This window comes from Methyloversatilis sp., assembly GCF_965284615.1.
In the GTDB taxonomy this organism is placed as follows: domain Bacteria; phylum Pseudomonadota; class Gammaproteobacteria; order Burkholderiales; family Rhodocyclaceae; genus Methyloversatilis.
Genome location: NZ_OZ260098.1, coordinates 1,962,323 through 1,976,176, shown reverse-complemented (window position 1 = coordinate 1,976,176; position 13,854 = coordinate 1,962,323). Strand labels below are relative to the sequence as shown.

The 13,854-nt window shown below is 61.7% G+C and carries 11 protein-coding genes; 10 read left to right on the top strand and 1 reads right to left on the bottom strand.

Annotation, left to right across the window (positions count from 1 at the left end):
• Positions 1-25: 25 nt before the first annotated feature.
• The 9 genes from ACQ66H_RS09430 to ACQ66H_RS09390 all read left to right on the top strand — a co-directional run bounded on the left by ACQ66H_RS09430 (position 26) and on the right by ACQ66H_RS09390 (position 12,637).
• A complete protein-coding gene (locus ACQ66H_RS09430) occupies positions 26-1,618 on the top strand; it encodes a protein adenylyltransferase SelO (RefSeq protein WP_430433800.1) in 1,593 nt (530 codons plus the stop codon).
• Positions 1,615-2,586, top strand: a complete 972-nt coding sequence (locus tag ACQ66H_RS09425) for a succinylglutamate desuccinylase (RefSeq protein ID WP_430433799.1) — start codon at positions 1,615-1,617, stop codon at positions 2,584-2,586. Before ACQ66H_RS09430 ends, ACQ66H_RS09425 begins: the two co-directional genes overlap by 4 nt.
• Before the next feature lie 953 nt (positions 2,587-3,539).
• The gene (locus tag ACQ66H_RS09420; RefSeq protein ID WP_430433798.1) at positions 3,540-6,431 is read left to right on the top strand and encodes an adenosylcobalamin-dependent ribonucleoside-diphosphate reductase; all 2,892 of its coding nucleotides are present in this window, start codon (positions 3,540-3,542) and stop codon (positions 6,429-6,431) included.
• A 359-nt stretch (positions 6,432-6,790) separates the two neighbouring features.
• Complete coding sequence (locus ACQ66H_RS09415; protein WP_430433797.1) at positions 6,791-7,378, top strand: hypothetical protein; 588 nt, start codon at positions 6,791-6,793, stop codon at positions 7,376-7,378.
• 106 nt (positions 7,379-7,484) lie between these two features.
• Complete coding sequence (locus ACQ66H_RS09410) at positions 7,485-8,384, top strand: hypothetical protein (protein WP_430433796.1); 900 nt, start codon at positions 7,485-7,487, stop codon at positions 8,382-8,384.
• A 92-nt stretch (positions 8,385-8,476) separates the two neighbouring features.
• A complete protein-coding gene (locus tag ACQ66H_RS09405) occupies positions 8,477-9,487 on the top strand; it encodes a hypothetical protein (RefSeq protein WP_430433795.1) in 1,011 nt (336 codons plus the stop codon).
• Positions 9,488-9,628: 141 nt separating this feature from the next.
• A complete protein-coding gene (locus tag ACQ66H_RS09400; RefSeq protein WP_430433794.1) occupies positions 9,629-10,027 on the top strand; it encodes a hypothetical protein in 399 nt (132 codons plus the stop codon).
• Between the two features lie 63 nt (positions 10,028-10,090).
• Positions 10,091-10,903 carry a suppressor of fused domain protein gene (locus tag ACQ66H_RS09395; RefSeq protein ID WP_430433793.1) on the top strand — a complete coding sequence of 271 codons (813 nt, stop codon included), beginning with the start codon at positions 10,091-10,093 and terminating at the stop codon, positions 10,901-10,903.
• 573 nt (positions 10,904-11,476) lie between these two features.
• A complete protein-coding gene (locus ACQ66H_RS09390) occupies positions 11,477-12,637 on the top strand; it encodes a PEP-CTERM sorting domain-containing protein (RefSeq protein ID WP_430433792.1) in 1,161 nt (386 codons plus the stop codon).
• A 476-nt stretch (positions 12,638-13,113) separates the two neighbouring features.
• Here ACQ66H_RS09390 and ACQ66H_RS09385 read toward each other — a convergent pair whose 3' ends face one another.
• Entirely contained in the window at positions 13,114-13,245 is a 132-nt protein-coding gene (locus ACQ66H_RS09385) for a hypothetical protein (protein ID WP_430433791.1), read from the bottom strand.
• Positions 13,246-13,406: 161 nt separating this feature from the next.
• On the opposite strand from ACQ66H_RS09385, the gene ACQ66H_RS09380 reads away from it, so the two are divergent.
• Positions 13,407-13,724 carry a peptide ABC transporter substrate-binding protein gene (locus tag ACQ66H_RS09380; protein WP_430433790.1) on the top strand — a complete coding sequence of 106 codons (318 nt, stop codon included), beginning with the start codon at positions 13,407-13,409 and terminating at the stop codon, positions 13,722-13,724.
• Positions 13,725-13,854: the final 130 nt, after the last annotated feature.

Below are 13,854 nucleotides of genomic sequence, written 5' to 3'. Positions count from 1 at the left end.
GTCTTCCGCACGTACCAACGCATTCATGTCAGCCGCACACAAACGACTCGACGAGATCGAGTTCGACAACCTGTTCGTTCGCAGCCTGCCGGCCGATCCATCGGACCTCATCCGCTCCCGCCAGGTGCGCAACGCGTCCTACACCTTCACGCCGCCGACGCCGGTGGCCGCACCCGCACTGCTGGCCTGGTCCGACGTGCTCGGCGCCCAGCTCGGCCTCGCCCGCCCGGCGCAGGTTGACGCCGCGGTCGAGGCGCTGGCGGGCAATCGCGTGCTGCCCGGTATGCAGCCCTACTCCGCGCGTTACGGCGGCCACCAGTTCGGCAACTGGGCCGGTCAGCTCGGCGACGGCCGCGCCATCACGCTGGGCGAAATGTTCGACATCCATGGTCAGCGGCAGGAACTGCAGCTGAAGGGCGCCGGACCGACGCCCTATTCCCGTCGCGCCGATGGCCGCGCCGTGCTGCGTTCGTCGGTGCGCGAATTCCTGTGCAGCGAGGCGATGTTCCACCTCGGCATTCCGACCACGCGCGCGCTGAGCCTGGTCGCCACCGGCGACCAGGTGGTGCGCGACATGTTCTACGACGGTCGCCCCGAGTACGAACCGGGCGCCATCGTCTGCCGCGTCGCACCCAGCTTCGTGCGCTTCGGCCACTTCGAAATCCTGACCTCGGAGCAGGAACTGCCGCTGCTGCGCCAGCTCGCCGACTGGGTGATGACGCATCACTACCCCGGCATCACCTCCTACGCCGAATGGTTCGCCGAAATCTGCCGTCGCACCGCAACGCTGATGGTGGACTGGATGCGCGTCGGCTTCGTGCATGGCGTCATGAACACCGACAACATGTCCATCCTCGGTCTGACCATCGATTACGGCCCCTACGGCTGGCTCGAAGGCGTGGACATGATGTGGACGCCGAACACCACCGACGCCCAGGGCCGCCGCTACTGCTACGGCCGGCAGCCGCAGATCGGCTACTGGAATCTCACCCGCCTGGCCGCCGCGCTGGCGCCGCTGATCGAGGACCGCGACGCCATCGACGCCGCGCTCGAAGGCTATGAACAGACCTTCGCCGACGGCTGGACCGCGATGCTGGCCAACAAGCTCGGCCTGCCGCTGCCGGCAGCCGGCGACGACGCCGACCAGGACATGCGTAGCCGTCTGCTCCAGTTGCTGCAGCACGAAGAGTGCGACTTCACGATCTTCTTCCGCCGCCTCGCCGAGGTGCCGCTCGCCGCTGCCGCCGCAGGCGACGCGGCGGCGCTTGCACCGCTGCACGAGGCCTTCTACAGCGGCGAAGGACCGTCGCCCGAGCACGGCCGCGACCTGCTCGACTGGCTGCAGCAGTGGGCGCAGCGCGTGGTTGCCGGCGGCGAGCCGGATGCCGCGCGCATCGCCCGCATGAACGCCACCAATCCGAAGTACATCGTCCGCAACTGGCTCGCCCAGCGCGCGATCGACGATGCCACCGCCGGTGACACCGGCATGATCGAGCGTCTGCTGAAGATGATGCAGCGCCCCTACGACGAACAGCCGGAATTCGACGACCTCGCCGGCCGCCGCCCGGAATGGGCGCGCAACAAGCCCGGCTGTTCCGCACTGTCCTGCAGCTCATGAACCTGACCAGCCTGCGCACCCACTGCTACCACGGCCTCGAAGCCGGTCCGAAACTGATCGTGCTCGGCGCCGTGCACGGCAACGAAACCTGCGGCACCCAGGGCATCGCCCGCGTCCTCGGCGAACTCGACCGCGGCGAGCTGCGCATCCTGCGCGGCTCGGTCACCTTCGTGCCGGTCACCAACCCGCTCGCCTATCTGCGCGGGCAGCGCGCGGGCGATCGCAACCTGAACCGCAACCTCGGCCCGAAGGACGCACCACAGGACTACGAGGACCGCATCGCCAACGCACTGTGTCCGCTGCTGGCGGCGCACGAGGTGCTGCTCGACCTGCATTCCTTCCACACCGGCGGCGAGCCCTTCGCCATGCTGGGCCCGCAGGACAACACCGGCCCGCTCGAACCCTTCGCCCACGCCGCAGCCGAAGAGGCGATGGCGCTGCGACTCGGTGCGCGTCGCCTGGTAGAAGGCTGGCTCGAAACCTATGCCGCCGGCGTGCGCACCCGGCTCGCGCGCACCGCGCCGACCGAGCGCGCGCAACTGCTCAGCACCGACCCCGACTACGGCGTCGGCACCACCGAATACATGCGCCGCCTGGGCGGCTACGCGATCACGCTCGAATGCGGCCAGCACGAAGACCCGGCCGCACCCGACTTCGCCTGGCGGGCGATCCGCAACACCCTCGCCCACCTCGGCCTGACCGACGACGCCCCGCCGCCGGCCCGCACCGACTGCGAACTGCTGAAGCTGGTCGAAGTGATCGACCGGCTGCACGCCGGCGACACCTTCGCCCGCCCCTGGGCCAGCTTCGACCCGGTGTCCGCCGGTGACCTGATCGGCACGCGCGAGGACGGCAGCGAAGTGCGCGCCCAGCGCGACGGCTTCATCGTGTTCCCGAACCCCGCCGCCACGCCGGGCAACGAGTGGTTCTATTTCGCCCGGCGCAGCGAGCGCGTCCTGCACGGCTGACGCCGAGCCCGTGGGAGCGAGCTTGCTCGCGATAGCAGACTGAATCGAAGCCGACGGCCAGCTACCGCCGAGTCGCGGTCAGAAGACCGCTCCCACAGGAACCGCGCCCGGTCGGCGGTCGGAGCCGATGTTCTGTGGGAGGGGTCTTCTGACCCCGACAGCAGCCTGCATCGAAGCCTGCGGACAGCAGCGGCCGCATCGCGGCCAAGGCCGCTCCCACAGGGATCGCGCCCGATCGGCGGTCGGAACCGGACTTCTGTGGAAGGGGTCTTCTGACCCCGACCGCGGCCTGCATCGAAGCCAGCGGACAGCAGCGGCCATGTCGCGACCAAGGCCGCTCCCACAGGGATCGCGCCCGATCGGCGGTCGGAGCCGGGGTGCTGTGGGAGGGGTCTTCTGACCCCGACAGCGGCCTGCACCGAAGCCTGCGGACAGCAAAGGCCGTATCGCGGCCAAGGCCGCTCCCACAGGGATCGCGCCCGATCGGCGGTCGGAGCCGATGATCTGTGGGAGGGGTCTTCTGACCCCGACAGCTGCCTGGATCGAAGCCTGCGGTCAGCAGAGGCCGTATCGCGGCCAAGGCCGCTCCCACAGAGGTCGCTCTCACAGGGATCGTGCCCGGTCGGCGGTCGGAGCCGATGTTCTGTGGGAGGGGTCTTCTGACCCCGACAGCTGCCTGCATCGAAGCCTGAGGACAGCAGCGGCCGCATCGCGGCCAAGGCTGCTCTCACAAGGAGTGCCGCCCGTGACCAGCGGTAATTACCGCCACGTCTTTCCCCACCCCCGCGCCCTCGCATTGTCATGGTGCACCGCAATCGCCCGCCCGGCCGTGGGCATCGCAGCCAATGCCAGCAGGGGCGCGGACGACCGCCGGAACGCGCCCCTGTCAAGGCTGTCCGACCTCGTATCAGCGGCCTAGAATCGAAAGATTCACGTCAGGGAGGAGCCCACACATGCAACAGATCGATCTTGTCCCACTGACCGAAGAGGAAAAAATCGCCTGCCTGCCGGAGCAGGAAATTTCAGGCGAAGTGCTGATCGAGAAGTACGCCAAGGGCGGCGAAACCACTGTCGCTGAAGTGCGTCGCCGCGTGGCGAAGGCACTGGCCCAGGCCGAGGCAGAAGACCGCCGCGCGCATTGGGAAGCAAAGTTCCTCGAAGCGCAGGACCGCGGCTTCGTGCCCGCCGGCCGCATCAGTTCGGCCGCCGGCACCAACCTCACCGCCACGCTGATCAATTGCTTCGTGCAGCCGGTCGGCGACTCCATCACCGAAATCGAGGACGAGCGCCCCGGCATCTACACCGCGCTGGCACAGGCCGCCGAAACGATGCGTCGCGGTGGCGGCGTCGGTTACGACTTCTCCAGCATCCGCCCGGTCGGCGCCCGCGTGCGCGGCACGCAGTCGCGCGCCTCCGGCCCGGTCAGCTACATGCGCGTGTTCGACCGCTCGTGCGAGACGGTGGAATCCGCCGGCAGCCGCCGCGGCGCCCAGATGGGCGTGCTGCGCTGCGATCACCCTGACATCGAACAGTTCATCCACGCCAAGGACGGCGGCGACCTGACCAATTTCAACGTGTCGGTCGGCGTGACCGACGTGTTCATGAAGGCGGTCGAAGCCGACACCACGGTTGATCTGGTGCACAAGGCCGAGCCGGCACGTGACCTGAAAGCGGCCGGCGCCTACCAGCGCGAGGACGGCCTGTGGGTCTACGCCAAGCCGCGTGCGCGCGATCTGTGGGACCAGATCATGCGCTCGACCTACGACCACGCCGAGCCGGGCATCCTCTTCCTCGACCGCATCAACCGCGACAACAACCTCTATTACTGCGAGCGCATCGAGGCGACCAACCCCTGCGCCGAACAGCCGCTGCCGCCCTACGGCTGCTGCGACCTGGGTTCGATCAATCTGGTGCGCTTCGTGAAGCGGCCCTTTTCCGAAGCGGCCGAGTTCGACTTCGACGGCTTCCGCGAAGTGGTGGCCATCGCCATCCGCATGCTGGACAACGTGCTCGACGTGACGCACTGGCCGCTCACGCAGCAGCATGACGAAGCGATGGCCAAGCGCCGCGTCGGCCTCGGCTTCACCGGCCTCGGCGACACCCTCATCATGCTGCGCCAGCGCTACGACTCGCAGGAAGCGCGGCTGATGGCCTCGCGCATTTCCGAAGTCATGCGCGACGCCGCCTACCTCGCCTCGGTCGAGCTGGCCAAGGAGCGCGGCAGCTTCCCGCTGTTCAACGCCGACATGTACCTGTCGGGCGGCAACTTCGCGTCGCGCCTGCCGGCCGAGGTGAAGGAGCAGATCCGCAAGCACGGCCTGCGCAATTCGCACCTGCTGTCGATCGCGCCCACCGGCACCATTTCGCTGGCCTTCGCCGACAACGCCAGCAACGGTATCGAACCGCCCTTCTCCTGGACCTACACGCGCAAGAAGCGCATGGCCGACGGCACCTTCAAGGAATACGCGGTCGAGGACTACGCCTGGCGCCTGTTCAAGCACCTCGGCGGCGACATGGACAAGCTGCCGCCCTGGTTCGTCACCGCGCTCGAAATTTCCGCCGCCGCGCACAAGGACATGGTGGCCGCGGTCGCGCCCTACATCGACACCTCGATCTCGAAGACGGTGAACGTGCCGGCCGACTACCCCTACGCCGACTTCGAGGACCTCTACCTCGCCGCCTGGAAGGCCGGCCTCAAGGGCCTCGCCACCTACCGCCCGAACAGCGTGCTCGGCAGCGTGCTGTCGGTTGACACGCCGAAGAGCGAAGAGAAGAAGCAGCCGCACGACGTCGAACTGGTCACCGGCGGCGCCAACCAGCGCCTGTCGATCGGCGCGCTGCCGGCGCCGGTGCTGGCCAGCCTGCGCTGGCCGGGACGGCCGGACATGAGCGACGGCAACCCGAGCTGGACCTATATGCTGAAGACGCCGGGCGGCGAATTCGCGCTGTTCGTCGGCCACACCGAGAACGAAGGGCCGGACGGCCGCATCCAGCCGCTGCCCTTCGAAGTGTGGGTCAATGGCGCCAACCAGCCGCGCGGCCTCGGCGCCGTCGCCAAGACGCTGTCGATGGACATGCGCGCCAACGATCCGGGCTGGCTCAAGCTCAAGCTCGACGTGCTGGCCAAGACTGTCGGCGACGCCAGCTTCGACCTGCCTTTCCCGCCGACCGGCGAACACCGCCGCATGCCGGGCGTGGTCGCCGCCTTCGCCAACGTCATCCGCTACCGCTGCGACAAGCTGGGCGCGCTCGACCGCGAAGCGCCGACGCCGGTGCTCGACACCCTGTTCGCGGTGCAGGAGCCGAAAACCGGCACCGACGGCACGCTGAGCTGGACGGTGGACATCAGCAATCCGGCAACCGGTGAAGACTTCGTGCTCGGCCTGAAGGAAATCACCCTGCCCGGCGGCGAAACGCGGCCCTACTCGGTGTGGCTGTCCGGCAACTACCCGCGCGCGCTCGACGGCCTCACCCGCATCCTCGCACTCGACATGCGCGTGATGGACCCGGCCTGGATAGGCATGAAGCTGCGCAAGCTCATCAGCTATCCGGAACCGCTGGGCGACTTCATGGCCTTCGTGCCCGGCACCCGCCGCCAGCAGAACTGGCCGTTGACCGTCGCCTACGTCGCCCGCCTCATCATCCACCGCTACGCCATGCTGGGCATCCTCGACGAGGACGGCTACCCCACCCGCGAAATGGGCATCCTCGAAGCCCCGCGCGGCGACGATGAACCCAAGCTGATGCAGGGCGCGCTGTGCAACGAATGCGGCAACCAGTCGGTCATCCGCAAGGACGGCTGCGATTTCTGCACGGCCTGCGGGGCGGTGGGGAGTTGCGGCTGACGTCAAGGCCCGCAAGGGCGGACCGCTGAAACGGAAAGGGCCTGTCGGAAGACAGGCCCTTTTTTTGTCTGGCGGAGCTCGAACCCACCGTCGCCGCGCGCGATCTTCGCCACCTCATCGGCCAAAAGTCTGATGCGCGGAAGAACCGCAGCAGCATGAGCTAACTTCCGTGCGATGCCTGTAGGGAGCGTGTCCGGTTTCGGGATTTGTTCGTGCTGCGAGTAAACGTGGAAGAAAACGGAGAGGATTGAAATGAAAAAGAAATCCAGTGTCCAGTTTGTTCGTTTATCCGGACACCGCCCGTCTTATCGGACGAAAATGTAGTCCACCTCACGTCATGCCTCTTAGAATCGATCGCCATGTCATTTGACCTACAAGTAACGACAGCGGTTGCGGGTGCAGTCGTAAGCCTAATCGCGGCGCTTGGTACCAGCTACTTGAAGGAATTCTTCGAGCGCATCCAGCGGCGAGAACGGGACAAGACTGAAAAGGCCGCACGACGCCAAGTTACGGAAATTAGCGTCAGCATCGGCGGCATTCGTCTATCTCATCAATTCGAACATGCTGGCGCACCGCAGGCCCAAGTCACTAATCAACTTCTAAAGGAAGTTGAGCAGGGCATTGTGCAAGGTGTCTCTGAACAACAGGGCATCACAAAGGATCAAGTTGCAACCGAGGTTGACGAAAGAATGAAGGGCCTAAAGGAGCGACTCCAGGCAATCGAGAATCGCTTTCCTGATGAGGCGTCGATAGACAAGATTGCCTCAATCAATGACGCTCTGTTCGCACAACGCATCGATCAACTGTCTGAGCGCCTTGATAAGATCGAAGAGAAAATTCTCAGCAAATGGGACGTTGCCACTATCGTCTCAATAATTGCATCGGGCATATTCGCAGTTGTGGGCGCTACCTATGCCGTGCTCAAAGCACTCGGTAAAGCTCCATGACGGAGCATAAGAGGCATAACCCTGCGGTCACCGGACGCTGCGCGATAAAGCCGCGCAGCGCCGGTGACCTCCACGTTAGAAATCCGCTCACCTACAGGCTCATGCAATGGAACTGATCACTGGGCAGTCGGTTTACTACACGAACAAAGAGCATCTGCCGGTTGAGGATGTGGCTGCGTCTCTTCTTGCTCTAAAGGCAATCATCGAGGCAACGCCCGAGGTCCTAGAGAAAATCGCCCCGGGTTTGCACATTCAGTCGGTCAGCGTTTACGTTAACGAGGTGCGGGCGGGCAGCCTCTGGGAAGACCTTGTAGTTAAGTTTCTTTGGGGCTCCCAGGAGAATCTCACCAAGAATGTCGAAGAGTTGCGGGGCTCTCTAAAGGTTGATTCACTCATAGAGAACAAACTCTTGGTCGGGTGCATCATTGGCGCGCTGGTTATGGCCGGCGGAATTTATCTGCTTAACAAGCTCAACGGCACGAAGGAGCAAAAGGAACCCCTCCAGAATAACCTGAGCGTTGTAATCAACATTGGAGCTCAACTGGCTGGCGTATCGGAGGACCAGTTTTCGGCTGCTATTCACAACGCCATCAAAAGCAAGCCCTCGCTTACCAAGGAAGCGGTCAAAGTTGTAAGGCCAGCCAAACGCGAAGCCGGTACTTCGATCGTACTAAATCACGATGGGGCATCCCAAATTGGAAACAAGGCAATTCAAGCCATGCCCCTAGCTGTTCCAGGCGACGATGAAGAAGAACTGATAGACGATTACCAAGAAGTTGAAATTCAAATCCGAGCCATTGATCTGGACAGTACCAAACGCGGTTGGGCTGCCGTTGTGCCGAGCGTCAACCCTAAGCGCGCCAAGATGCACCTAGACCCCCACATTAAACTGTCAGATCTGCTTGGAAAAGAGTTTGTGACAGGCGACATTACCGTAATCTCGAAATACGATGAATCTGGAAAGAAGATTCCTACGCTTATCTTTCTGCGCGACGTAAGAAAGTAAATATGGAACGGAACAATCGGGGACAGACCACGATTTTAATAACGTGATTTGTCCCCTGTATCCTCCGCAAACACGCACATCAAGAAATTAAAATGACACCACCTCTGCGCGCACTCTCTGCTGTATTGATCTCGCTGTCGTTACTGGCCGGTTGTGCAACCACTGTCATCGAGGAGAGCGACCGCGAGGCTCAGGCGCATCAGGAAACCGTGGCACCGGAAGCGATGCAGTTCACGGGTCTTACGCTCGGCAACACGGCGACGGTGAAAATCGATGCCACATCACCGAACTTCCTGTTTAACGGCACTCCGCGAAGGTTTGCGTCCTTCTCTCTACCGGACGACGCTGCGCGACGCTACCTGGACTATGCGTCGGCACCACATGGCGGCATCATGATCTATCAGCTGAAGACCCTGGTGCCAGTCTTTACCTTTCTCGACGACGATCGAAACATGATCGAAACCCGCAGCTCCGGTCGCATGGAAAGCCGGCGCCAGAGGTTCGAAGGCAATCGATTCGAGGGGCGTGTTGCGGTTCCTGAAGGAGCCCGATATGTGATTATTCACGGGACGGAAGAAGCACCCGGCCCTCTCATCGTTCATGGCGATGCCGGGCACTCGGCGTCCATTCCGGGGAGCCGTCTCGGTGAGTTGCGGCTGACGTTGAGTAATGTCGCGATGGCGACTGTCATTGATTCGGGCGAGATCGAAGACGGGAGCAAGGCTCGCCTTTTCTACCTTGCGTCCGTAGATGGCACCCGCGTGTCCAACACTGCAGTTGGAGAATCCCGACGCGCGAGTGCGGGGCAAGGATTCCGTCTGTCCGCCCAATTCCCCTCTCGTCTGGTTCCAGTGAAGCCACTGAAGGTGGTCGTTGTCGGTACGCATGCAACAGGCGCTCCGATACACGAGATCGCTTCACGAATGGCTGGCACTTTCTGGTCGGTCGAAGCAGAACTCGACTTCACTCCTGAAGCCGACAAGGTCTATGTCGTGAAGGGCAAGCTGGAGAAGGACGCCTCGACAGTCTGGATCGAAGACGCCGTGTCCGGTCAGCCGGTCACGATCAGAGGAACGTCGAGCACTCAGTTGACGACCCGGTAAGGCCGTCGCACGGGCATTTCCTTCAAAAATAGGGGACAGACCACACTTTCGGCACTCTGAATCTCTGGTGGGGCGACATAATCGTGGCTCGACACCTATTATATTCGCATACATCTCCCGATTTTAAGCATTAGCCCTCTCATGACGAACAGCGCCGAAACCGCCGCTCACTGGGCAAAGTTCATTGCGGAATGTCCCGAGTTCGTCGCAGGCGAAGCGCTTCTCGCGCAATTCAGCGCCGGGACGATCACACGCCTTTGCGAGTGCGGTTGTAACAGTTTCAACATGGTTGTTGACGAGGGAAGGCAAACCGCTCCAATCGTTCCGCCTTCCAGGAGAGGTCACGTTGTCTTTCTCGCTGAGTTCCCGGTAGAGCAGCCGCCCGGTGCGTCCCTTGAGTTCATCGTCTATGCGGATGCAAAGGGAAATTTCGATGGGCTCGACGTGCATCTGAACGGAAATACCGAACCCCTTCCAGAGAAACTGGTTGTCTCCGAGGTTCCTTACCATGTGTATGGAATTCTGGCCCGAAAAGGCTGACCCTGCTGTCGTGCGGACCTGCGCGAAAGACAGCGCAAGCCGCACACTTACAAGCCAACCATCATGAAATACCTCACCGCAGTGTTCTTGTTTGTGGCCACGCTCGCCGCGGCGCCATCTGTCCATTCCGCCGACAGGAAGGGGACCATGTCGCACGAAGAAGAGAGATCCGAATCCGGCAGTCCCATCTATCGCCACAAGCCGCGCAGCCCGGAACGGACCGCTCCACGGCACTCCGGAGAAAACCTGGAGGAGGTGGAAGCTCACGTCGAGAAGTACATCGGGAAGATTGAGTCCGTCTACCACGAAGTGCTGTCCGACCTGGTCCATCTTGATGTACTGATCGTTCCTGCTACGGCGGAACGTCCCTATCACGTGCTGGTGACCAGCGGTGTAAGCGAAGAACCGATGAATGTTCCTGAGGGCATGGAGAAATTCCGCCGGGTCGAGCTTCTTATCGCTCTGCCGCGTAGCTGGCCGCTCGACCAGGAATCGCTCAAGAACGAAGTGAACTACTGGCCGGTAAGGTGGCTCAAGATGATCGGGCGCCTGCCCCATGAGTACAAGACGTGGATCGGGTGGGGGCATTCGATTCCCAATGGCGACCCGCCGGACCCCATCGCAAATACGGGGTTTGTCGGCGCAATGCTCACGCCACCGTATTCACTGCCCAAAGACTTCTTCCAGTTCCGGGCAAAGTCCGGGGACATGATTTCGTTCTACGTGCTGACGCCGCTGTACAAAGAGGAAATGGACCTCAAGCTCAAGAAGGGGGCCGACGTGCTGGAAGAGCGGTTTGAGAAGCAGGGAATCGGGTTTGTCCTTGATACGAAGCGGGCAAACGTTGCCAAAGCAAAGGGTTGGTTCGGAAAGTAATGCCCCCCCCCTTCTGGCGATGTCGGGGTCCCCGTCATTCAACACGAGGGGACGCCCACGTTTCATTCAAAGAGTTTTCGAACACTGACGTAGAAAACCGTGGCCTGTCCTTAGTTTGCCTCCGCGCCCCTCAGTCTGGCCGTCTCTCCAAATGTAAAAAACACGGGACGCTCCCTGAGGTTTCCACGCATATTCATCTCGGTGACACGCTCGCGGACCTGTTGATTCAAGAGTTTGATCGCGCACCATGGTCGCAGCCGTTCCAGGCACTCGCATCATCGGAGTCAGACCACATACATTTCCCTTGGTCGGCAACGACTTCAAGACTGTCTCCGGTAACGATACGCCGCACGTCACCACGCTGGCTCACTTCATCAGTCACCTCGGCGACGAAAAGCAAGCGCAACCGAACGCCATCGTCATTTGCACGAACGGACGTCGAGTTCCTTTACACCAACTCTCCCATCTCTCATCAAGTACTTGGTTTTACGAGATCGGAGGGTAAGGCATGCACCTTGCTACACGGCACCGCCGCGCGGAGCGCCATCGCGATGGCGCTTACTTGAGAAATCAATGAAAAATTCATCAGTTTCTCGGCTGACCGCAGATTCTTCTTTCATGAGTAGGATTATCAAAATGCATGCATTCCCGTTCTTTGTGCGAACCTTGGTGGCAGGCGTAATGACATCTATGTCGGCACTGAGCTTCGCTGCACCCTCATTCAACTTCTCGTTGCTGCATGAGCCAGGTGTTTCCAGTGGGTACGCCTATGACATCAACGATGCCGGAGACGTGGCTGGTCAGTGGGTTTACGCAACGGTCTGGCGCAACGGCGTTGCTCAGAACATATTCGGCACGTCCGATGGGTTTGTAGATGTATTCGGCCTCAACAATCAGGGAGACGCCGTCGGCTACTCGGGTAGCGGATTCGGTGTGGCAACTCTCTGGCAGGGCCAGAACGCCGTCGAGTTACCGACGCCTCAAGGGACTCGAAGCGTCGCCGTTGACCTGAATGATCGCGGTCAAATCGTGGGCAGATACGAAAGCATCGGCAGTTCTGGCTCTCCGCGGGCTGTCGTATGGCAGAACAACGTGATGACCGAGCTCGTAATGCCCGATGGAGCGTACGCAAGCTTCGCGAACGCAGTTAACAATGATGGTTGGATTGCCGGCGGATCAGGCTCCAGCGAGACTTTCTCGCGCGCCACGTTATGGAGGAACGGCGTCGCAACAGTGCTTCCGACACTGGGCGGCAACATCAGCCAGGCCAACGGCATCAATAGCCTGGGGCATATTGTCGGTGCGTCGGCCCAAGGCAACGGTAATCCATATCAGTATGCAACGCTTTGGGAAAATGACATTGCAATCGATTTGGGTACGCTGCCCAGCTTCCTGGGCAGTAGCGCAAACGCCATCAACGATGCCGGATGGATTGTGGGCGTGTCGTCGAAGAGCTTGTGGTACGAAGATCGGGCCACCGTCTGGATAGAGGGCGATGTCATAGACCTGAACAGTTTCCTGACTGACGAAGAGGTCGCTGAAGGCTGGACACTGCGATCTGCGGTAGGCATCAACAGCAGTGGCATCATTGTGGGCAACGCCTACAACGAGTTCTCAGGACTGTCCCAGATCTACCTGATGACGCCTGCAGTGCCTGAACCACGGACTTGGGCTCTATTGCTCGCGGGCTTCGCTATCATGGTCCTCGCAGTACGCCTGCACCGGCGTGCTTGAAGCGAGGCGACGACAATTAAAAGATGGACGCCATTTGTGCCGCATCGGCGAACCACGACGGGCGAGCAAGCGACGGTTTTCTTCTGCTTGATCTCGATGGACCGATGACACGCCACATCTCCGGGTCGCTTCCTTCACCCGAGCTTTGAAGAAATTGGAGACATCGGAGACAGTCCTATCCTGAAGACACGGTCTGTCCCCACCCCCTATCGTCGAGCGTATGAAGCATCCGCGAATTCGGTTCATCCCAGGAGTCGCGCAGAATGGCCCGAGTGGCTCGCCCAACATCACGAGCACAGCGATGGGGTCTAGCTTGTGGCCCGCAGAAGGCCACTGGCAAACCTCTTTCGAGGACGCCGAGACAGTTGAGGAAGCGCTCTGTTTTGGCTGGGTTGACAGCAAGCCCGGCAAACTCCACGACGAGCGCTCGATGCGCCATTTTCGCGCCGCGCGAGCGGAAAAGCGGATGCGATAGCTCATTCGCCCGCTCTGACCTTGGCCAGCATCGCATCCAGACGTCCGAACACTTCGTCAGCGCCGGTGTAGCGCCCGGTTTCGCGTGCGCGGTCGCGCGAGGCGAGGCCGCTGGTGAGGAATTCGGTCGGCATCTAGCGGCGGGCGATGCTATCGCGGATCCGGGTTTGGCAGCGACTCGACGGCGCTTTGCGCGAACGTTCACTTCTTGCAGATACCGCGCCTATCCTTAGGAGAGCAACCTCTTGAACGGAACCCATTCGTCGATCCCACCGACCGGCATCCCGAACAGACCATGACGACGCGCATCCCCGAAGCAGATTGGCGACGGCTCAGCACGCTGAAGCCGGTTGCGCTTGAGCGCCTGTGCAATCGCATCCTGGAAGAACTGACGCTCGTGGCCCAAAGCGAGGACACGAGCCATGAACGCTACTTGAACATCTTCAAGCTGATACAGGACCGCGACAAGCAGATCGCGCTTGCATTCGACGGGCTGAGCCGTTCCAACGCGCTGTTCAAGCTGACCGAGATGCGACGGGAAAATCTGCTGACGGATCAGGAATTTGCCGAATTCAGCGACGACACGAGGCGTATCGTGTTGCGCATGCTGTAAAGCTCCCATGCGTGGTCCGCACACGCGCCGAGTGAATCGCCCGAACGTCAGCTCACGCGTGGCGCGCAGATCGATGTTCGCCGCCCTTCGCTCAATCGTTGACGACCAGACGGCCTGACGCGTGGGGCTT

Coding starts and splice junctions, on each gene's coding strand:
- ACQ66H_RS09420 (WP_430433798.1), top strand. CDS start 3,540: ATGCAACAGATCGATCTTGTCCCACTGACCGAAGAGGAAAAAATCGCC.
- ACQ66H_RS09395 (WP_430433793.1), top strand. CDS start 10,091: ATGAAATACCTCACCGCAGTGTTCTTGTTTGTGGCCACGCTCGCCGCG.
- ACQ66H_RS09385 (WP_430433791.1), bottom strand. CDS start 13,245: ATGCCGACCGAATTCCTCACCAGCGGCCTCGCCTCGCGCGACCGCGCA.
- ACQ66H_RS09415 (WP_430433797.1), top strand. CDS start 6,791: ATGTCATTTGACCTACAAGTAACGACAGCGGTTGCGGGTGCAGTCGTA.
- ACQ66H_RS09400 (WP_430433794.1), top strand. CDS start 9,629: ATGACGAACAGCGCCGAAACCGCCGCTCACTGGGCAAAGTTCATTGCG.
- ACQ66H_RS09425 (WP_430433799.1), top strand. CDS start 1,615: ATGAACCTGACCAGCCTGCGCACCCACTGCTACCACGGCCTCGAAGCC.
- ACQ66H_RS09410 (WP_430433796.1), top strand. CDS start 7,485: ATGGAACTGATCACTGGGCAGTCGGTTTACTACACGAACAAAGAGCAT.
- ACQ66H_RS09405 (WP_430433795.1), top strand. CDS start 8,477: ATGACACCACCTCTGCGCGCACTCTCTGCTGTATTGATCTCGCTGTCG.
- ACQ66H_RS09390 (WP_430433792.1), top strand. CDS start 11,477: ATGAAAAATTCATCAGTTTCTCGGCTGACCGCAGATTCTTCTTTCATG.
- ACQ66H_RS09380 (WP_430433790.1), top strand. CDS start 13,407: ATGACGACGCGCATCCCCGAAGCAGATTGGCGACGGCTCAGCACGCTG.
- ACQ66H_RS09430 (WP_430433800.1), top strand. CDS start 26: ATGTCAGCCGCACACAAACGACTCGACGAGATCGAGTTCGACAACCTG.